Below are 20,120 nucleotides of genomic sequence, written 5' to 3' on the forward strand. Positions count from 1 at the left end.
TCTTTCAACTTTCCTTCATGCGAAGCAAAGTATTATCCGGTATTAGCCCCGGTTTCCCGGAGTTATCCCAGTCTTACAGGCAGGTTGCCCACGTGTTACTCACCCGTCCGCCGCTCGTTCCACAAACGTCACTCCGAAGAGATCTGTTTGCTTCCCGCGCTCGACTTGCATGTATTAGGCACGCCGCCAGCGTTCGTCCTGAGCCAAGATCAAACTCTCAATAAAGTTGACTTGCGCTCGCTTCTATAAGCTAGCTTTTGTTTCATGTTTAAAATCATACTGGTTGTTTTGTTCAGTTTTCAAAGATCAATTGTTGTTGTCTTTTTTTGAGGCAACTTTTATATCATACCATCTCACTCAGTTTATGTCAACAACTTATTCAAAATTATTTTTGATTTGTTGTTGTTGAAAGATGATGTTTTTTGGTGTGTCGTTTTCAGCGACAATTAATAATATAACATGGTGAAGATTCATTTTACAAGAGGAAATTCATTAGAAATATATTCCAAGGAGATATGTTAAAAAGTCTCCTTGGAATAATGAAATTAAATTTGCACCCAAGTGTACTTCTGCCCCCAGCTTTCTCTTGCTAACTTCTCAACTTTTTCTACATATTTATTGTCTACGGCATATGCATCTCCTTGTTCATATGGATTATAATGAAAAGCATATAGCCTAGCTACAAACTCATGAAATGGCAATGAAGATTCACCAGGAAACTCTCCATGTCCTTTTACCGTCGGAGTAATCCCTTGTCCCCAAACCTGTGCACTATCATTATTTGGATTATAAAAATAAATACGATATTTACCGTCAGAGTTACGGGCAACACGTTGTATCGAAACAGCATGTAATCCTAATAGGTTTCCAAATGAATTGGTAATAAAGATCCCTACTGGATTTGGATAAATTAACTCATAACCATTATTGTAATCTGGATGATGTGTCGCGTAAAATAGACGGACGAATCCAGCATAATCTGCAACTGAACCAGTTAAGGGATCAATAGTTGAGCTGAATCCCCTCGAGATCCAATCCCCATAAAAGGCTGGATTGACCCATTTATGAACATCATCTCCTCTAAATTCAGATCTTCGTACAAGTTCACCATATATACGATCCAGATGAGGAACTAAAATAAGCGAAACAGGATCTAGCTCTTCATGTAAATCTTGCACCAATCCTTCGTGAAGGTTCCTAGAATGAATAGTCTGTCCTTCAAATTGCACATCGATATCACCATCTCTTGCCGCTCGTGGAATTAATTCCAACAGATAACCAGGAGCATGTAAAGACCACAAGCTAATACCTCGAGCTGTTTGGCATGTAGGATTCATTCCTTGACCAATTCCAAGTGGCTGTCCGAGTACACTAATTACTCCTGCAAGCATGATATCATTAGCTGTTATTCCTTCATTATCATTAATCGAATTCAACAATACTTTTCTAACTTCGGGTTTTAAATCAAGCTCTATTAACCTGTTCAAACCAGGTATAACCGGTGTCGAGGACAACACCCCTCGCTCCAGCATACAAGCCAGTCCATATAATGATTGTCGCATTGGCAAATGTATAGCTACGGTAATTAAATCACTAACAATGTCGATATATTCCTCTAAATTCGCTTTACCCTTATTATTCAATTGCATGGCGACAGGTAACAGTTTCTGATTATGTCGGTTTAAATAACGAACAAGGACAACATGATGCTTCGAGACAAGCCCAGTCTCCCTCATACTTTTGGCAAATACTTTTGCTTCCTCTTCCAATTCTTGATCTGACATTTCCTTTAACTGTTTTCGATATTCACACGGATCTAGATATTTTTTACTTTTCTTTGTTGGACCTGACAATGCATTTATATAACGCTTTATCGCCCTTTTTTCTTTCTCTTCTATTGTTTGTTTCAACAATTTCTTCGCATCTTTAATCATACTCACAATACGGTTAACCATAATTGGACGCTGCGCAACAAGATCGTCAATTTCCTCTAAGATCTTGCCTGAGATAGATGCTAGTGATAATTTATTTGCTAGAAATTGAAAAAGTTTTTCTGCTCTGTTTTTTTCTTTCTGCTTTCCTTCAATTCTTGCTGCTTCTGTTTCTTCCGGAAATAGTATATCTACATTCAAAGCCATTACTTCGTCTAGAAAATGTTTTGCATCATCCTGTGTTACCATTTCATGCTTGTACTTTCCTTTCGCAATAGCCACCATACGAAGTTCACTTAAAATTTCTACGATTGATGTCATACCACTATCCATTAAAGAACCTGTAACCAGCCTTGGTTCCAAGTGCGAAGGTTCTGCCCATGGCCCACCTTCGAAAACTCCAGCTTTATCAAACCGGTCCGCATGTTGATAAAGAATTTCCATTCCATCCTGTTCATCCATTAATCGTGCGGCAGCCTGTAATACATCTGCCTGATACATTTTTTTTGCATATGGAACCGCATCTTCCATAACTTGCAATGCTTGCTTAAATGATTCTGTCTGTCTTGTCTCTACTTCTGTACTCATTCGAAGTACACTCCTTTACATAAAAAAATCATGTTCAACATAATCAGTTAATGGCTGCTTTACTTGTTGATGATCTTCATGATGGAAAAATACAGTCCCAAAATGATTACCATATCCTTCTTCATCTTGTACTTTCGCTTGCATAGGCTTAAATAATGTATGCTTATCAAAACCTGGGTGCTCTTCTAACTCATCCGGAATATTAACACCTTGTACCGTATTTTTCTTCGGATAAACTAAAAAACTGCCGGCATGTCCATTTGTCTGATCCTCCTTAGGAAAGAAATCTTTCACTTCTTCTTCCGATGTATTCGGATCACAACAAAGAATATGGCCTTCATATGGATTAAAACCATATGTTTTCTGCATAAGGTCGAAAATATGACCTCCTGGAATTCGATAGGCTACTTCACCAAAATATATTTGTTCATCATCAGTAATGAAAAATTCAGGGTGAATAATACCGTATGATATATCAAATGCATCGACCAACTTTTGAACTTCTTCACGAATGGCTGGACGATACTCCTCAATCTCTGGTGAAGGAGGTACCATCATCGAGTAACCAAATACAATATACTCGGTAATGTTTAAAAACAATACTTTTCCTTGATGAATAAAGGCTTCGCAGGATACTTCGATTCCTTTTAAATGACTTTCTACTAAGCATGGGAAATTATCGTCAGTAAGCTTCGTATCAATGTCTCCTTCTGATCGAATCATTCGGTGACCAGCAGCTCCCGCTTTATTCAAAGCCTTCACATGAACAGGATCATAATCTTTTTCATGATGGCGTAATAATGAAGCATTGACTCTTTGGAAAAACTGACGAACTTGTTCTTTATTGTCTGCTTCTTCAAACACTCCAACCTTAAGTCCACCAATATGAGCTCTACGTTTCATCATCGCTTTATCACGAAACAGAATGGAATGATGAAAAAGTTTAGGCTCTTCTCTAAAATAAGCATTTAAAGCACCAGCCCACTCCACAGTTTCTTCAAATAACGGAATAGCATGATCAACATCCAGTTGCTGTAGTTCTTGAAAAAGAGGTTCAGCTTTCTGATATACTTGCTCATAATCGATGTCTTTATCAAATTGCCAAGCATAAAAAGGAATCTGATGTTTTTCTGCATAATCTTGAAACCCTGGCAAACTCACCACAATATATGGTCGTTGGATACGATCCATCGCCTCCATTGTTGGAATACTCCAACCGATAAGTGCTATTTTCTTTCCTTTTGCAGGTTTACCATGTTGTAGTTTTACCGGACCTGTTTGTTTTTCTTGAATCATTTTACGATCCTTTTGATCATTTAGTTTGAATGAAGTATCTTGAATTGGTAGTTCAAATGTCATGTTTAACCCTTTCCTTTCTGTCCTTTTCTATGATGAGAATTTGATTTTAAAGTATTTTGTACCAGATATTCATATTTTCCATGCTTCCGGCAATGTTACTATTTCGAATCATTTTTCCTCCATATTGAAATCCATGTTTCACATTGACCAGATTCATTCCAACTGAAATCGAACGTGAATACGAAAATAATACATGGATTCCCATCTGTCTTACTCTTGGTATCAAACGAGACACTTGATAGGATAACAATTGTTTGCCGCGATGATTCGGATAAGTGGCACAATCAGATAACTCAGCCGATTGAAATTCAGGTAATACATCTGCTGAACAGGCACTAACGACAGAACCCTCCTTCTCAATAATCGAGAAATAGACCTGATTTTGCATCATTTCCTTAATAAATTCGGGATCATTCATAGGGGTGGGATAAGATTTAAATACGGTTTTATACAATAACGCCATTTGAGGAGCATCTTTTTTCTCTGCCCATCTCATCGAATACCCTTCTGGCAAATCAAAAGTTAACTCCTCTTCCATTCGTTGTTTGATGTTTTGCATGATCTGTTCTTCTGTTTCTACATCCACTGATTGTTTGCGATCTGAATAAAGAAAGATAGCATAAATGAGTGCTGTTTCACCATTAAAAAAACCTCGAATCATACCTTCATAATCAGCATTATAAGACTCCATCATCTCTTGTTTGGTAGGTGATACATAAAAAATTAATTTATCACAATTAGTTTCCTTAGCAAGTCTTTGCAAACGATCCATAAAAGTATCCATATTTTTTGTTGATGGTAATTGATAGACCTTTATTCGCCTGCTAGTAGGTTCTACAGTAATATGTTGACCAAAAAAGGTAAGGTCATAAGCTGATTTTTGTAGAATTTTCATAAAATATATAGTACCTCCTTTGATTATTATGGCTACTCTAAAAACCTAAAACTTAGTGTGTTATCTTTAACCATAGATATACCTTCCAAAATTTTTATTTTTTATTTACCAAATCCGCTAATTCGTCGCTACGGAAAGCACAGAAGAAACAAAAGACACATGACAGCGCAATTTATATTCGCCTTTTGGGCAAAAAAAAAGACCCTTCCTAATATAGAAGAGTCATTTCTGAAAATAATATTATTAAATTACGAAAACATTGATAGCTGTCAAACAAGCGATTCCCGGGATACCTAACACCCCGACAATAACTGCTGTGAATACATTTATAGGTATATGCAACCCAAAAGAAGCTCCAAACAAGTTAAAGAAAAACAGAAATAAAATTCCCAATGTAACCTTCATCACAACTTGGCCACTACCTTTGATAAGATTCACCGGTATTCCTCTCGTTAGCAAAATGACGATTAATACGACTATTCCTCCTATAATCCACCAATTCATACGCTTGTCCCCTTTATCAAATAAAATACTACTCTATTTATATGAAGAGAGAACAAGAAATAGAAGGAAAACTACTTAATAGCAGATAAATTTCGTACTTTCGCTTCTCTTAGTAAATAAAAATACTTTACTTTCGCAATTGCTAGATCAAATTGACCAAATTCACTTGGCTCAATGCTGCGATTCAAAATATTATCTAAATAATTCCATTCTTTTTTTAATTGAAATATATGATCTAAAAATTCTTGATCCAGTTCTGCTTTTTTTACCTTTTTGGAACGAAACATATTCTTCACCTACTATTATACTTCTCTTCTGCCTTCTAATGCTTTGGAGAGTGTCACCTCATCGGCATACTCTAAATCTCCTCCCATTGGAAGACCATGAGCAATTCGTGTAGTTTTTATTCCAGAAGGCTTCACCAACCTCGAAATGTACATCGCAGTTGCTTCACCTTCAATATTAGGGTTTGTTGCTAAAATTAATTCTTTTATTCCTTCATCTTTTAAACGGTTAATCAATGATGGTACATTAATATCTTCCGGACCAATCCCGTCCATCGGGGATATCGCACCATGTAAGACATGATACTTACCATTAAATTCTTTCATTTTTTCCATTGCAATAACATCTTTGGGATCTTGCACAACACATATTAACGACTGATCACGCATGTCATCCTGGCAAATTGCGCATGGATCCTGATCAGTAATATGCCCGCATATACTGCAATGTGTCAATTCACGTTTTGCGTTGGCAAGTGCTTTCGCAAAGTCTAACACATCATCTTCTTTCATATTTAAGACAAAAAAAGCCAGGCGCACGGCAGTTTTTGGACCGATTCCTGGCAATTTAGTAAAGCTGTCAATCAGCTTTGATATCGGTTCGGGATAATACATGAGAACCCTCCTAGAACATTCCTCCAGGTAAATTTAATCCTTTTGTAAATTTGCCCATCGTATCATTTGTTTTTTCTTCTACTTCTTTCAATACTTCATTTGTCGCTGCTAAAATAAGGTCTTGCAGCATTTCGATATCATCTGGATCTACTACTTCCTCATTGATTTCAATATCTGTAATTTCTTTCTTTCCGTTCGCTACTACTTTTACCATTCCACCACCAGCGGTAGCTTCAAACGTCATGTCTTGTAACTCTTCTTGAGCTTTCATCATATCCTTTTGCATCTTTTGCATTTGTTTCATCATTTTGTTCATATTTCCTCCACCACGCATGGAAAACCCTCCTAAATTATAATCTATTTTTTAATCATGTATTTCTAATAAGTCATCGCCGACTAACTCCCTGGCAGCATCAACCACCGGATCTCCTTCTTCTTGAGATGAGGAGGTATCTGATTCATCCACACCATCATCTTGTTGTTTTTGTTTACGGACATATTCTTCCCGTAAACTAGTCCATTCAGCTTCTGGAATCGGAATAAAGGTTACATTCTGCCCGATAGCCTCGGATAACATTAATTCTATCGTTTGTTTATGTTCTAATGCAAGTGAACAGTGAATTTCATATCGAAACGCAATAATAATAATTTCTTCAGACGCTGCACTTGGCTTACTATTTTGAATTGTCGCATGTGCTGGGGCACTTTGTTTCTTTAATGCATCCATAAAAATTGGCCACTGTGTTCTAACTTTTTGAATCGCAGCTTTCGAAGCATCATTAAGAACATGCCTGATCCGGTCATACGGTACTTTGTAGCTGTTACGGTTTGTTGACGCACTTCGTTTCGGTGCAGGCTGTTGCTTTTCAGCTTGGGCAGCTTGAACCGGTTGTTTCTGTAGGTTTATTAGTTGTTGTTCTAATTTTTGAATTTTATCATTCAACTGCTCTACAGCAGGCATGGAAGCTACATCTGCTTTTGCACTTGTACCTTGATTACAAATTTTTAATACGGCAACCTCGATAAAAACCTTTGGACTATTGGTCCATTTTATTTCCTGTTGGCATTGATTTAACTCTTTGATTGCCATTTGAATCCATACTGCATCCAGTTTCTCTGCTAATTCTTTAAATACATCGTCCACTATTGCCCGCTCCAGCACATTTTCAAGAGATGGAGCCGTCTGATATAGCAATACATCACGTAAATAATATATGAGATCAAATACAAAACGTCCAGGATCTTTTCCTTCCTGGATCATCCCATCTATCTCCAGTAAGGCTTCCTTTACTTCATTGGTATGCATCGCACTTGCTACTTTTGCTAGTTTTGCTTGTGAAACAGAGCCAGTTACAGCAAGCACGTCTTCAATCGTTACTTGATCTTCACTATAGGAAATAGCTTGATCTAATAAACTTAATGCATCACGCATACCACCTTCTGCCGATAGCGCAACTGCCTCTAACGCTTCATCTGTTACCGCAATTTCTTCTGCTTCGATAATCTTCTTCATGCGATCAACCATAGCCGATTGGGAAATTCGTTTAAAATCGAATCGTTGACATCTTGAGATAATCGTTAACGGTATTTTGTGTGGTTCCGTTGTTGCTAAAACAAAGATAACATGTTTAGGTGGCTCTTCTAATGTTTTTAACAATGCATTAAATGCACCAATGGATAACATATGCACTTCATCAATAATATACACTTTATACGTCACCGCACTTGGTGCATATTTTACTTTGTCACGAATATCCCGAATTTGTTCTACACCATTATTAGACGCCGCATCAATTTCTACCACATCTGAAATCGAGCCATCCTGAATGCCGATACATGCATCACATTGACCACACGGCTCTAGTGACGGACCATTTTGACAGTTTACTGCTTTAGCAAAAATTTTAGCCGCACTTGTTTTTCCCGTACCTCGGGGACCTGAAAAAAGGTAGGCATGGGTAAACTTATCTTGCATGATTGCATTTTGCAAGGTGCGTGTAATATGTACTTGTCCTACTACATCTTCGAAATTCTTTGGACGCCAGACACGATATAATGCTTGATAGCCCATAACTGATCCCCTTTACTAATCATCGTTATCTTCCTCATTTTATTGTATCAAATCCCAACAAGAAAGACGAGTAATAATTGATCGGAACGTTTCCCTCTGCTCTTTACTCAAGCTTATGGACACTTTGCTAAGATTGTTACTATTTATGTCTTTAAGAGCAATTCTTACGGACAATAATTCAGCCTTTTTGTTCATTTTGTCTGCAAAAGAACATTGAATCAACCCAGAAAAAGTGCCCAATACATTCACTTCCTAATATAACAAAAACCTCTTGTATTCATACAAGAGGTTGAACTTATTATTTTAAAGCCGTGCACCAAGCTTCGATGACATTACCTTAAGCGTTACTTAAGTTGATAGCTCGACCCAGGCTTCCCTGCGGCACACAGGAGGATTCGCTTAATGCTGCTTCCTTCCGGACCTGACATGGTTCACGAGTTCCTGTTGCGCAGGACCCGAGTGTCAACACTACTCCCTTAAGGCAGACCTTAAAATAATGGCACCTTAGCAAGGCATTCAGTCTCGCTATAGCGGATTGCGAGTACAGGGCACCGCTACCTCCCCACCTAGCACGGCAAGTTTGCTAACTTATTCAGTTGCGCTCTATTAAAAGCGCAATTATTAGTATAACCTTTTTAAATGAAAAATGCAATTGTTAATCTATGGAATCATCACTCAACTGTTGTTTAAGTTGTTTTTTCTTCTGACGTAACGCCTTAAAGAAATCTGACAGCAATTGACTAGATTCCTCCTCCATGACACCTGAGATTACTTCTACTTGATGATTAAAGCGATCATCTTCTAATATATTGAGTAGTGATCCTGCACATCCTGCCTTACTATCTTGTGCCCCATAAACAACACGAGGTATTCTCGACTGCAAAATTGCACCTGCACACATTGGGCACGGTTCTAGTGTCACATATAGAGTACAATCTTCTAATCGCCAGCTTCCCATTACTTGATTTGCTTTATCGATTGCAAGCATCTCCGCGTGTGAGTTTGTCGTCTGTAATTTTTCACGTAAATTAAAGGCACTTGCAATTACTTCCTCATGATGGACTATTACAGCACCAATCGGAACTTCTCCCAGCACTTCTGCTTTTTTCGCTTCTTCAAGCGCCATTAACATATATTCCTGATCCGTCATTATCATCCCACACTTTTGGTATTTACTACTATAGTGCATAAAAAGTAGCTGAAATTCAAGTAACAGATGAATGATTTTAAGATATATAGGGTATCTTGTCAACAGAAGAAAAATGAGGTGAGAACATGAAAAAAACAGCTGTATTAATCATTGATTTAATCAACGACTTTACATTTCATGAAGGAAATTTACTTTTAGATAATACACGAAAGATTTTACCGAACATTAAGAGATTAAAGCAATATGCAAGAGAACACCATTATCCCATCATTTATGTCAATGACCATTATGATACATGGGAAACAGACTTTAAACAAATTGCCCAAGCATGTTTATCTTCCAAAAATGAAGACATCATTGAACAGGGTAGCCCTACTAAAGAAGATTACTTTATTATGAAGCCTCAAATGTCTGGTTTTTTCCGTACGCCTCTGCGTTCCTTATTAGAGAACCTTGAAATCCAACATTTAATAATTGCAGGAGTTGCAGGGAATATTTGTGTTCTTTTTACTGCCAATGATGCTCATATGCGTGGTTATACAATACATGTACCTAAAAATTGTGTTGCATCCAATACTGATAGACATAACCAAGAAGCAATTAAACTAATGGCAGAAGTTTTTAAAGCCGAAACTAAACCAATCTAAATAATCCAATAGCTCCATGTTCTATTTCTCCTTTCTTATCATAAAGTAAAATAGAGAACATTTTCTTATTAGAAAGGAGAACTTTTCGTGCAGATTTATGTGGTAAAACAGGGGGATAGTTTATATCAGATCGCCAATCAATTTGGAACTTCCTATGAATCGATTGCAAATGCAAATGAAATAGATCCCGAAAAAACTTTAGTTGTTGGCCAAGCACTTGTAATTCCGATTTATGGCCGATTTTATACTGTCAGACCAGGGGATAGCTTGTATACCATTGGGCAAAGATTTGGCATATCTGCTGCTGAACTTGCCAGTATTAATCAAATCAATATGTACCAGCCACTTTCTGTCGGTATGACTTTATATATTCCAGAGCCAGCTAAAACTCCTCTAGAAACAAACGCATATGTTGAGCCAACTGGAGGAACCGTATCAGAAACATTGGAAAATGCGGCAAGGAAACATGCAAATAACTTAACTTATTTAGCCCCTTTCTCTTACCGGGTAGACCGGCAAGGTAACCTTATTGCTCCTCCATTAAACCAATTTGCAGCCATTGCCAACGAAAATAATGCTACACTCATGCTAGCCATTACAAATCTCGAAGAAGGTGCTTTCAGTGCGGAATTAGGTCGAACGATTCTAACTAATGAAACGGTCCAAAATAATTTGCTCGATCAAATTATTCAAACGGCTCAGGAAATTGGATATGGAGATATTCATTTTGATTTTGAATTCCTCCCGCCTGAGAATCGTGAAGACTATCGCACCTTTTTGCAAAAGGCAACAACTCGATTGCATCAAGAAGGGTTATTAGTATCTACTGCACTTGCACCGAAGACAAGTGCTGAACAACAAGGGGAATGGTATGAGGCACATGATTATCGGGCACACGGAGAAATTGTTGATTTTGTTGTATTAATGACCTACGAATGGGGATACAGTGGTGGTCCTCCAAGAGCTGTCTCACCGATTGGACCTGTCCGAGACGTGGTCAATTATGCCTTAACGGAAATGCCTCCAGAGAAAATTTTATTAGGACAGAATTTATATGGTTATGACTGGACTCTTCCCTATGAGCCTGGCGGTGAGTATGCTAAAGCTCTCAGCCCTCAGCAAGCAATTCAGGTAGCTAGGGAAAATAATCAAGCTATTCTGTTTGATGAAGAAGCACAAGCTCCTTATTTCAACTACTTTGATCAAAACGGAGAACAGCATGAAGTCTGGTTTGAAGATGCGCGATCCATTCAAGCGAAATTTGACCTTATCAAAGAAAAAAATTTACGAGGAATCAGCTATTGGAAGCTTGGTTTAGCATTTCCGCAAAATTGGCTTTTACTTGAAGATCAATTTACCATAGTGAAAAAAGGATAAGTTCTACTAAGGAAAATTGTGAAAGCCCACCTTGTCCTTTTATCAGACAAAGATTAGTTGTTGACACATATGGGGATAATATCGCAATAAATGTATAACGATGAATCAAAGTAGTCATTTTGAAAGGATTAATAGGCTTTACATCCGCTCCGGCTTGCCCACTTCGCTTTCCATGGGGCGCGTCTTCAGCTAACTTTGCAAAGAAGATTGCTTTGCAAAGTGGATCTTCAGATCGCGCAGATCCCCTAGGAGTCGAAGTGGACGCCTGCGCTACAAAAATGCCTACATTGGATGCGAGTGGTAGCAGATAGACTCTTATTTCTTGCTAAATATGGTACCATTCTTTTAGAATGTTCAAAAAGATAACGGTCATTACCATTGTAGAACAAACTATACAGCGAAGGTCGCCCGCTTCCACTCCTACGGGATGGTTTTCGCCGAAGATCCACTTTTTCAAGCGATCTTTGCTTGGAAAAGTTAGCTTCGGAGAAAACCCCGTGGAAAGGGAAGTGGGCAGCCGAAGCATTTTTTTACACACGATAACTTTTATCATAAAGTGAGACTGAAGCGCAGTTCGCCTGTTTAGAAACATAGTGGCTTCAGAATCAACTGAGATAAAGGAATCACGGTGAGCTTTTGTCTACCAAAAAGAGGAGTAATCAATTTTTTGATTGCTCCTCTTTTATATCCATCAATGATCGCAACTCATCTTTATTTTCAATCAAATCTGCTAATGTGTATTGATCTAATACTTCAAAAAAAGCGTGCATCGCTTCTCCAACGACTGATCGTAATTTACAGGCAGGTGTAATCACACAGTGATTATGCTCCCCATCAAAACATTCCACTAAATAGAAATCATTTTCCATTAAACGAATGACTTCCCCAATATTTATCTCACGAGGTTCTTTCCTTAGTAGAATACCGCCATTTCGTCCCCTCGTTGTATCTAAATATTCTTTCACACTTAATTGGTGTACCACTTTGCGGATATGCTCGGTCGATATATAAAAAGTATCCGATATTTCTTTTATACTTACTTTTTGTTCACTTGTTCCTGTATATATTAAAACCCGCAATGCAAAGTCTGTATATTTTTTTAAACGCATTGTAAACTCCCTTTCTCTCTTTCTTCATTTTACCCGAAAAGGATAAGAAGTGCATCCCGTATTAACAAAATTGTCATATATATCGGCAATAAGCTATTGAAACACTTTTCAAACTTTTTATATACTAAAACATGTAAACAAAATACATGTTTAAATATTTTGTGTTTTATATAGGTGAAATGAGTAAAACTAAGTCCAAATATGGGCTTAAATATAATATATGAGGAGTGTAAGCAATGGCAACATCTACTCAATTACTTGATACAAAAACAATTGAAACAGTAAAGGCAACCGTACCCATACTAGCTGAACATGGTACAGCGATTACTTCAAGATTTTATCAATTACTTTTTATTAACCATCCTGAATTGAAAAATATTTTTAACCAAACAAATCAAAGAAAAGGGGACCAACCTCAAGCACTGGCAAACGCAGTATATGCAGCAGCAGCTCATATTGATCAGTTAGAGGACATTTTGCCTGTTGTAAATCAAATAGCTCATAAACACCGAAGCTTGAACATTAAACCAGAGCATTATCCAATTGTTGGTGAAAATCTGCTTAAGGCGATGCAAGATGTCTTGAAAGAAGCAGCAACTGATGAAATTATTACAGCTTGGGCAAAAGCATATGGTGTTATTGCCGACGCATTTATACAAGTTGAAAAAGAAATGTATAAGGAAACCGAACAGAAACCAGGTGGTTGGGTCGGATATCGTGACTTTCATGTCATTCAAAAGGTAAAGGAAAGTGATGTAATCACCTCTTTCTATTTAAAACCAGCAGATGAAGGTCTTCTACCGGATTATGAAGCTGGTCAATATGTAACAGTAAAAGTCAATGTCCCTTCGATTCCATACACTTGTCAACGTCAATACAGTTTGTCTTGTAAACCAAATAAAGAATTTTTCCGTATTAGTGTCAAAAGGGAAGATGGCATTGGTGATAAACCTGACGGAATCGTATCTACCTTTCTTCATGAGTCAGTAAATAAAGGGGATGTTATAGCACTAAGTGCACCTTCAGGAGATTTTGTGCTTAATCAGGAGAAAAAGCCATTAGTATTAATCAGTGGTGGTGTTGGGTTAACACCATTAACAAGTATGCTGGAAACAGTAGTGGCACAACAGCCTCATCGTGAAGTGTATTACATCCATGCAGCACAAAATGAAGGGGTACATGGTTTAAAAGATGTTGTGAAACAAATTGCGGATCAAAATGACCATGTTCATTCATTTACCATCTATGAAAAACCAGAAGATGCTAATGCTTGTGATAAAACAGGATTTATCGATTTAGCATGGTTACAATCTGTTTTACCTTCAAATGAAGCATCTTTCTACTTCTGCGGTCCAGAGCCATTTATGAAGGCGATTTATAAAGCATTAAAAGATTGGCAAGTAAACACAGAAGATATACATTATGAATTCTTCGGTCCTAAAGGAGATTTAGAGGCATAATAAGAAAAATCAAAGAGGCTGGAACAAAAATGAATTGTCCCAGCCCATTCCTATTTATTCTTCTAATGTAGAGGTGTCGCCTGTTGGCAGGCCTAATTCCCAGGATTTTAACAGTCTACGCATAATTTTACCGCTTCGTGTCTTAGGAATACTATCCTTGATTTCAATTTCGCGAGGAGCAGCATGAGCACTTAAGCCTGTTTTGACAAACTGACGAATATCTTCTAACAATTCATCCGAAGACTCATAACCCGGATTTAGTGTAATAAATGCTTTAATAATTTCCCCACGTTCTGGATCCGGTTTACCAATAACACCTGCTTCTGCCACCGCTTTATGTTCAATCAATTTACTTTCCACTTCAAATGGTCCAACTCGCTCACCAGAAGTATTGATCACATCATCTAAACGACCTTGGAACCAGAAGTACCCATCTTCATCCATATAAGCACTATCTCCCGATACGTACCAATCCTTAATAAAGTAACTCTCATATTTACCTGGATTCTTCCAGATAGCACGCATCATGGAAGGCCAACCTTTTTTAATCGCTAAATTCCCCATTTGATTAGGTGGTAATTCATTACCTTCATTATCAACAATTGCAGCCTCTACTCCTGGGATAGGTCTTCCCATCGATCCTGGGCGAATTTCCATACTCGGTAAATTAACAATTAACATCGCACCAGTTTCAGTCATCCACCACGTATCATGGATGCGTAAATCAAGTACACGCAATGCCCATGTAATAACTTCTGGATTTAAAGGCTCACCTACACTCATAACATGACGTAAATTAGATAAATCATATTGTTTAACCAGTTCATCACCAGCACTTACAAATTTACGTAAAGCGGTTGGTGCTGTATACCAAATCGTTACATTATGTTTATCTAATGTTTCATACCAAGACTCAGGCGAGAAACGACCACCTCTAATAACATTGGTTACACCATGTAACCATGGGGCAAAAATTCCGTAACTTGTACCGGTTACCCAGCCAGGATCGGCAGTACACCAGTAAATATCATCATCCTTAAAATCAATTACCCATTTACCAGTAGCATAGTGTTGAATCATGGCATTATGAACATGATAGACCCCTTTTGGTTTACCAGTGGAACCTGAAGTATAGTGAAGAAGCATACCATCTTCTCTATCTACCCATTCAATATCAAAGTCTTCAGATGCTTCTGCCATTTCTTGCTCAAAATTAATATAAGTATCACCTTCTGTACCCTCAGAAGCGCCTACAAGGACGATTTGTTTTAAATTCGGTAGATCACCAACAGGTACACGGTTTAATAATTCAGGTGTCGTAATTAACATCGATGCTTCACTATCTTCCAAACGATCGCGAACCGCTTGTTCCATAAATGCTTCAAACAATGGTCCAGCAATCGCACCTACTTTTAATATACCAAAAAAGTTAGCATAAAACTCGGGACTCCTTGGCATGAATAAGAAGACACGATCTCCTTTTTGAATTCCGTGCTTTTTAAATATATTTGCTGTTTTATTACTTTGTTTGCTTAATTGTTCAAATGTAACACTTTCTTCTCGGTCTGGGGCGGAATATAACAATGCCACTTGGTCTTTTTTGTTAGGATTTTCTGCATGACGATCAATTGCTTCATACGCAGCATTCACCTTACCTGTTTTATACCAGCTAAAGTCTTTCTTAATTTCCTCCCAGTCGAAACCTTCTCTTAGTGCATCAAGATCTTCTACATTATGCTTTCCTGATCTTGGCTGTACTTTTGTCATATCCATCCTATCACCTCTCCAAAAATTGTGATGTTTCCAAACAAATAAATGAAACCCCTTACAATATATTGTAACGAATTTAGATTAGAACGCAAGTAATACAACCCTAATATTGGTAACTACATAATCCTGTTAAGGTTGCACATATTAACCACTAGAAAGTTTTATAAATGAGGTGCTTAATGTGGTTCGATCTTTCAAACGATCAAAGAAATCTCAAACACCACCCACACAAATATATTCTTCACTAAAAGACAATATTCAAGAATCCAAACAATTATTCTCTTACGGACTTAATAAAGATTTTGCAATGCGCTCTATTCAAATACATTTTAATCAAAAAAATGCTTGTCTATTTTATTACAGTTCGATTGTAGATGGATCAATAATCGACTTACATATAATAAAACCTTTACTTGAAAGGACCGGGGAATCGGTCAGCAATGTTGTCTCAATTGAAAATATTGAGGAAGTGGATAATTTTGAAAAAATTATTCAAAACATTAATAGTGGGAAAGTTATACTGTTTATCGATGGAGATGATACTGCATATGCAATGGATGCCGCGGATTTTGCGCATCGAAAAGTATCAATAACCCAGAATGAGAATACCATTAAAGGGCCACAAGAAGCTTTTACGGAATCATTAAATAGTAATATTTCATTAATTCGCAAACAACTCCATAATAATCAACTGATTAATGAGGGTGTTCAAATCGGCGAACGATCGAAAAATGAAGTGAATGTAGTCTATATAAAAGATTTAGTAAATGAAGATATACTAGAAAATGTGCGGTCCCGACTTGAACAGATCACAGCGGATAGTGTACGCAATATTGAAATATTGGAGCAATATATTGAAGAACGTCCATATTCTCTCATTCCTACCGTATTGTATACTGAAAAACCTGATAAAGCCAGCTCCTACTTGGAAGAAGGTTTTGTCATTTTATTAATGGATAGTTCGTCTGCCTGTTTAATTGTACCGGTTACCTTCTGGTCTTTCTTCCATTCACCTGAAGACCGTTATTTACGTTTCTTTTATGGGAATTTCACTAGAGCAATTCGATTATTTTGTTTCTATTTAACTTTATTGATATCTGCAACCTATGTGGCTATTTCTAATTTTCACAGTGAAATGATTCCACCTGATTTATTATTAGCGATTACCGCCTCCAGAGAACGGGTTCCTTTTCCATTAATTATCGAGGTATTAATTATGGAAATTGCCTTTGAACTGATTCGAGAAGCTGGACTTCGCATCCCTAATCCATTGGGTCCGACCATTGGTATTGTAGGTGCCTTAATTTTAGGACAGGCAGCGGTAGAGGCAAATATAATTAGTCCAATCATTGTCATTGTTGCGGCCTTATCAGGTTTATCATCATTCGCTTTATCAGATATTAATATTAATTTTACTGTTCGATTAATGCGGTTTATATTCATTCTTGCAGCTGGGGCATTCGGAATGCTTACATTAACAGGAGCCTTTTTATTATTTTTCATGTATACTGCATCGATTAAATCATTTGGCATACCTTTCTTTTCACCGATGTCTCCACACTTTTTATCATCTGAGGATACAGTTTTTCGTAAACCGATTAAAAAAGAAATTTTCCGGCCAAATTATTTACATCCAAAAGATGTACAAAAAAAGCCTAAATAATACACAAGCAGGTGAAACATGATGCAAAACAAGGGATTTTTACGAGTAAAAGAAATATTAGCGATCACCCTTATCTTAGTTGGAGTTAAATTATCAGATTCTACTCCAGCATTAATGGCTCAAAAAGCTCAAAATGGATTTTGGTTGATTCCTTTACTTGCTTTTATCTGCATTTTCCCTAGCTTTCTAGTCTTGCTTTACCTGCTTAAAAAGTATCAAGGGAAAAATATTGTAGAGTTAGTCGAGTCTATTACAGGCAAATGGATAGGTAAATGCGTTGGTATCTTATTATTTATCTTTGCTTTTTTGACATTAACACTGGACAGCCGCAATTATATTGAACAAATAAAATTATTGTATTTTCCTGAATCTCCAACTGACATAATTTTTTTGGTATTTATTGGCATTGTATTTTTCGGAGCCAAAAAAGGAATTGAAGTAATCGGATTTACGTCTTGGATTTTACTTTTCTTTATTCAGGGAGCATTCTTTCTAGTACTGATACTTGTTTACGAAGACATCGTCATTCAACGTATTTTCCCTATTTTTGGTACTAGTCTTCCGGTTATGTTAACAGAAGGAGTGAAAAAGGCATCCATTTTTGTGGAATTATTTTTCCTGCTAATCACGTATCAATCTGCGAAAAAAACATCGATGTTTCGAAAAGGAGCATTGATAGCAAGTATTATTGCCCTCTTTGAACTTACGATATTTTATTTTGTTTATACTACTGTGTTTGATTATAATTCGATTGAAAAAATCCAATTTCCTTTTCATGACATTACGCAATATATTAATTTTGGTGAGTTTTTAACTAATATTGAAACAATCTTTATGATTTTCTGGTTATTCGCAGCTTTTTTAAAGTTCATTATCTTTATCTATATTACTTCATGGATTTTCGGTGAGATATTTGCAATTCGTAACTTTGAACCTCTTCTATTACCATTCAGTTTTTTAGTTATGATGATTGGTCTCTTACCATTTAATTCGGTTATGAACGAGTTAGTATTTCGAGAAACGTTACTAACGATTATGTCGCCCTTTTTCATTATTTTTCCCTTTGTACTATGGATAATCGCTTGGGTTAAAGGAGACTTAAAACAATGATAAAAAAGCTATTATTTATATTGGGTTTAGTCATCCTGTTAACAGGTTGTAAAGACCGCATTGAATTAGAACAGCAATCTTATGTGATTGCAATCGGCATTGATAGCACAGATCAAAAGGGGGTATATGCCTTCACATATCAAATTGCCAACCCAGAAGTAGGTTCTGCTGCTTCTGCAGGTGGATCTGATGAACCTCCTTCTGATGTAGTGACGGTTTATGGAGCAGATATTTTAACGGCAACGTACACAGCAAATTCAATCGTTTCGAAAAAAATCACCTTAGACCATTCCAGAATTATTGTTGTGGCTGAAGAATTAGCAAGGTCAGAGGATTTCATTCGTGTCATACAATCTGCTTCTAGAACACCACAAATACGAAGAGGTGTTCAAATGGTTATCTCTAAAGAATCAGCCAGAGACTTTATTAACAATAATGAACCCGTCATGGAACAACGACCACATAAATATTATCAATTTATGCTGAGCCGTGCGATCCAAACAGGTATCATTCCTAAAGCAACTTTACACCGCTTTTTTCAAATTACTGAAGGCGATGCTGATCTTTTTTTAGGTATTTATGCCACAACTGAGCAATCGGATCAGGAAACAAAGGAGAGTAGTGTTGAAGATAAATATATTGCCGGGGAAATTCCGCAATTCGGTGGTTCTAAGACTCAATTTATGGGTTCAGCAGTGTTTAAAGAAGGGCAAATGATAGATATTTTGGATGGTGAAGAAAGCAGGATTGTAAAAATATTAGATAACACATACGAGATGAGTGATTATCTTGCTACCATTCCTGATCCTTTAATGCCTGAATACCAAATTTCTTATGATTATTCACAAAAGCAAAAAACATCTATTAATATAAACTATCATAAAGATAAACCTACTGAAATTGACGTAACTGTTCCTTTTCAAGTAGAAATCATAGCCATTCCTAGTCTTATTCGATATGCGAAAAACAAAGATAAGCAAAAAGTTTTGAAAGAATCCATCATTCAACGTTTAGAGGAAAAAACAAATGCATTAATCAAAAAATCACAGGAGGAATATCGGTCAGATCCATTTTATTGGTCTTTATATGTTCGCAAACATTTTAAAGACATTAAATCGTATGAAAAAGCAGACTGGCATAAAAAGATATATCCCAATGCAAAAGTTAATGTCAACTATCATATGGACAAGTTAGAATTCGGAAAAATGATAGATGATTCTCATCTAGACGAGGTGAGGGATTAAAATGTGGAATCTCATACTCATATTAATAACTATTTTTATATGCTATCAGATGATCATGCATAGCAAAGAGACATTTCAAGAAGGAAATAAGATGGGTGGTATCGCGATTGCAACTCTTATTCCAATCGTTATTTTCTTCTCTATCTGCTTCCAACTCTTCAAATAAAAGTGGAACATGGAGAAAAGGTAATGTTCATCTATCTCATAGAATAAGCGACCCCGAGAGGATTCGAACCTCCGACACCTTCTTTAGGAGAGAAGTGCTCTATCCTACTGAGCTACGGGGTCATGATACTAAGTCTAACGAATAAATCGGAGAGACATCACCTTTTATCATAATAAA

The 20,120-nt window shown here is 36.9% G+C and carries 17 protein-coding genes, 1 tRNA gene, 1 rRNA gene and 1 other RNA gene; 6 read left to right on the forward strand and 14 right to left on the reverse strand.

Annotated features, from left to right (window positions below; translation table 11 throughout):
- The 11 genes from ACTWP4_RS03365 to tadA all read right to left on the reverse strand — a co-directional run.
- Positions 1 to 225 (reverse strand): 16S ribosomal RNA (locus ACTWP4_RS03365); the annotation flags it as partial.
- Positions 226 to 545: 320 nt separating this feature from the next.
- A complete protein-coding gene (locus tag ACTWP4_RS03370; protein WP_443127365.1) occupies positions 546 to 2,519 on the reverse strand; it encodes a hypothetical protein in 1,974 nt (657 codons plus the stop codon).
- 15 nt (positions 2,520 to 2,534) lie between these two features.
- Positions 2,535 to 3,878: an ATP-grasp domain-containing protein gene (locus ACTWP4_RS03375; RefSeq protein ID WP_443127366.1), complete on the reverse strand. Its 1,344-nt coding sequence runs from the start codon at positions 3,876 to 3,878 to the stop codon at positions 2,535 to 2,537.
- A 46-nt stretch (positions 3,879 to 3,924) separates the two neighbouring features.
- Positions 3,925 to 4,773 (reverse strand): putative beta-lysine N-acetyltransferase, encoded by an 849-nt coding sequence (ablB, locus tag ACTWP4_RS03380; RefSeq protein WP_443127367.1) that lies wholly within the window; start codon positions 4,771 to 4,773, stop codon positions 3,925 to 3,927.
- 243 nt (positions 4,774 to 5,016) lie between these two features.
- Positions 5,017 to 5,277: a pro-sigmaK processing inhibitor BofA family protein gene (locus ACTWP4_RS03385; protein ID WP_443127368.1), complete on the reverse strand. Its 261-nt coding sequence runs from the start codon at positions 5,275 to 5,277 to the stop codon at positions 5,017 to 5,019.
- 71 nt (positions 5,278 to 5,348) lie between these two features.
- Complete coding sequence (locus tag ACTWP4_RS03390; protein ID WP_443127369.1) at positions 5,349 to 5,564, reverse strand: YaaL family protein; 216 nt, start codon at positions 5,562 to 5,564, stop codon at positions 5,349 to 5,351.
- Positions 5,565 to 5,579: 15 nt separating this feature from the next.
- A complete protein-coding gene (gene recR / locus ACTWP4_RS03395; RefSeq protein WP_443127370.1) occupies positions 5,580 to 6,176 on the reverse strand; it encodes a recombination mediator RecR in 597 nt (198 codons plus the stop codon).
- A gap of 10 nt (positions 6,177 to 6,186) precedes the next feature.
- Positions 6,187 to 6,510, reverse strand: a complete 324-nt coding sequence (locus ACTWP4_RS03400; RefSeq protein ID WP_443127371.1) for a YbaB/EbfC family nucleoid-associated protein — start codon at positions 6,508 to 6,510, stop codon at positions 6,187 to 6,189.
- 30 nt (positions 6,511 to 6,540) lie between these two features.
- A complete protein-coding gene (gene dnaX / locus ACTWP4_RS03405) occupies positions 6,541 to 8,247 on the reverse strand; it encodes a DNA polymerase III subunit gamma/tau (RefSeq protein ID WP_443127372.1) in 1,707 nt (568 codons plus the stop codon).
- Between the two features lie 309 nt (positions 8,248 to 8,556).
- An RNA gene (ffs, locus tag ACTWP4_RS03410) (signal recognition particle sRNA large type) lies at positions 8,557 to 8,822 on the reverse strand.
- Between the two features lie 80 nt (positions 8,823 to 8,902).
- Positions 8,903 to 9,397, reverse strand: coding sequence for a tRNA adenosine(34) deaminase TadA (gene tadA, locus ACTWP4_RS03415; RefSeq protein ID WP_443127373.1), 495 nt, complete (start codon positions 9,395 to 9,397; stop codon positions 8,903 to 8,905).
- A gap of 125 nt (positions 9,398 to 9,522) precedes the next feature.
- Between tadA and ACTWP4_RS03420 the strand changes: the two genes are divergently transcribed.
- Both ACTWP4_RS03420 and ACTWP4_RS03425 read left to right on the forward strand, forming a co-directional pair.
- Complete coding sequence (locus ACTWP4_RS03420; RefSeq protein ID WP_443127374.1) at positions 9,523 to 10,044, forward strand: isochorismatase family cysteine hydrolase; 522 nt, start codon at positions 9,523 to 9,525, stop codon at positions 10,042 to 10,044.
- A gap of 87 nt (positions 10,045 to 10,131) precedes the next feature.
- Entirely contained in the window at positions 10,132 to 11,421 is a 1,290-nt protein-coding gene (locus ACTWP4_RS03425; protein ID WP_443127375.1) for a LysM peptidoglycan-binding domain-containing protein, read from the forward strand.
- Positions 11,422 to 12,080: 659 nt separating this feature from the next.
- Here ACTWP4_RS03425 and ACTWP4_RS03430 read toward each other — a convergent pair.
- The gene (locus tag ACTWP4_RS03430; protein WP_443127376.1) at positions 12,081 to 12,530 is read right to left on the reverse strand and encodes an RrF2 family transcriptional regulator; all 450 of its coding nucleotides are present in this window, start codon (positions 12,528 to 12,530) and stop codon (positions 12,081 to 12,083) included.
- Between the two features lie 236 nt (positions 12,531 to 12,766).
- Here ACTWP4_RS03430 and hmpA point away from each other — a divergent pair, with 236 nt between their 5' ends.
- Positions 12,767 to 13,990, forward strand: coding sequence for an NO-inducible flavohemoprotein (hmpA, locus tag ACTWP4_RS03435; protein ID WP_443127377.1), 1,224 nt, complete (start codon positions 12,767 to 12,769; stop codon positions 13,988 to 13,990).
- A 54-nt stretch (positions 13,991 to 14,044) separates the two neighbouring features.
- On the opposite strand, the gene acsA is transcribed toward hmpA, so the two are convergent.
- Complete coding sequence (gene acsA / locus ACTWP4_RS03440) at positions 14,045 to 15,763, reverse strand: acetate--CoA ligase (protein ID WP_443127378.1); 1,719 nt, start codon at positions 15,761 to 15,763, stop codon at positions 14,045 to 14,047.
- A 178-nt stretch (positions 15,764 to 15,941) separates the two neighbouring features.
- Between acsA and ACTWP4_RS03445 the strand changes: the two genes are divergently transcribed.
- From ACTWP4_RS03445 to ACTWP4_RS03455, 3 genes are read left to right on the forward strand one after another with little or no spacing between them, the layout of a single operon-like run.
- Positions 15,942 to 17,423 (forward strand): spore germination protein, encoded by a 1,482-nt coding sequence (locus tag ACTWP4_RS03445; RefSeq protein WP_443127379.1) that lies wholly within the window; start codon positions 15,942 to 15,944, stop codon positions 17,421 to 17,423.
- A gap of 18 nt (positions 17,424 to 17,441) precedes the next feature.
- Positions 17,442 to 18,533 carry a GerAB/ArcD/ProY family transporter gene (locus ACTWP4_RS03450; RefSeq protein WP_443127380.1) on the forward strand — a complete coding sequence of 364 codons (1,092 nt, stop codon included), beginning with the start codon at positions 17,442 to 17,444 and terminating at the stop codon, positions 18,531 to 18,533.
- Positions 18,530 to 19,777, forward strand: coding sequence for a Ger(x)C family spore germination protein (locus ACTWP4_RS03455; protein ID WP_443127381.1), 1,248 nt, complete (start codon positions 18,530 to 18,532; stop codon positions 19,775 to 19,777). Before ACTWP4_RS03450 ends, ACTWP4_RS03455 begins: the two co-directional genes overlap by 4 nt.
- Positions 19,778 to 19,991: 214 nt before the next feature.
- On the opposite strand, the gene ACTWP4_RS03460 is transcribed toward ACTWP4_RS03455, so the two are convergent.
- Positions 19,992 to 20,065, reverse strand: a tRNA-Arg gene (locus ACTWP4_RS03460).
- Between the last annotated feature and the right edge of the window lie 55 nt (positions 20,066 to 20,120).

It is taken from the genome of Gracilibacillus sp. D59, from assembly GCF_052246695.1.
Lineage (GTDB): Bacteria > Bacillota > Bacilli > Bacillales > Amphibacillaceae > Gracilibacillus.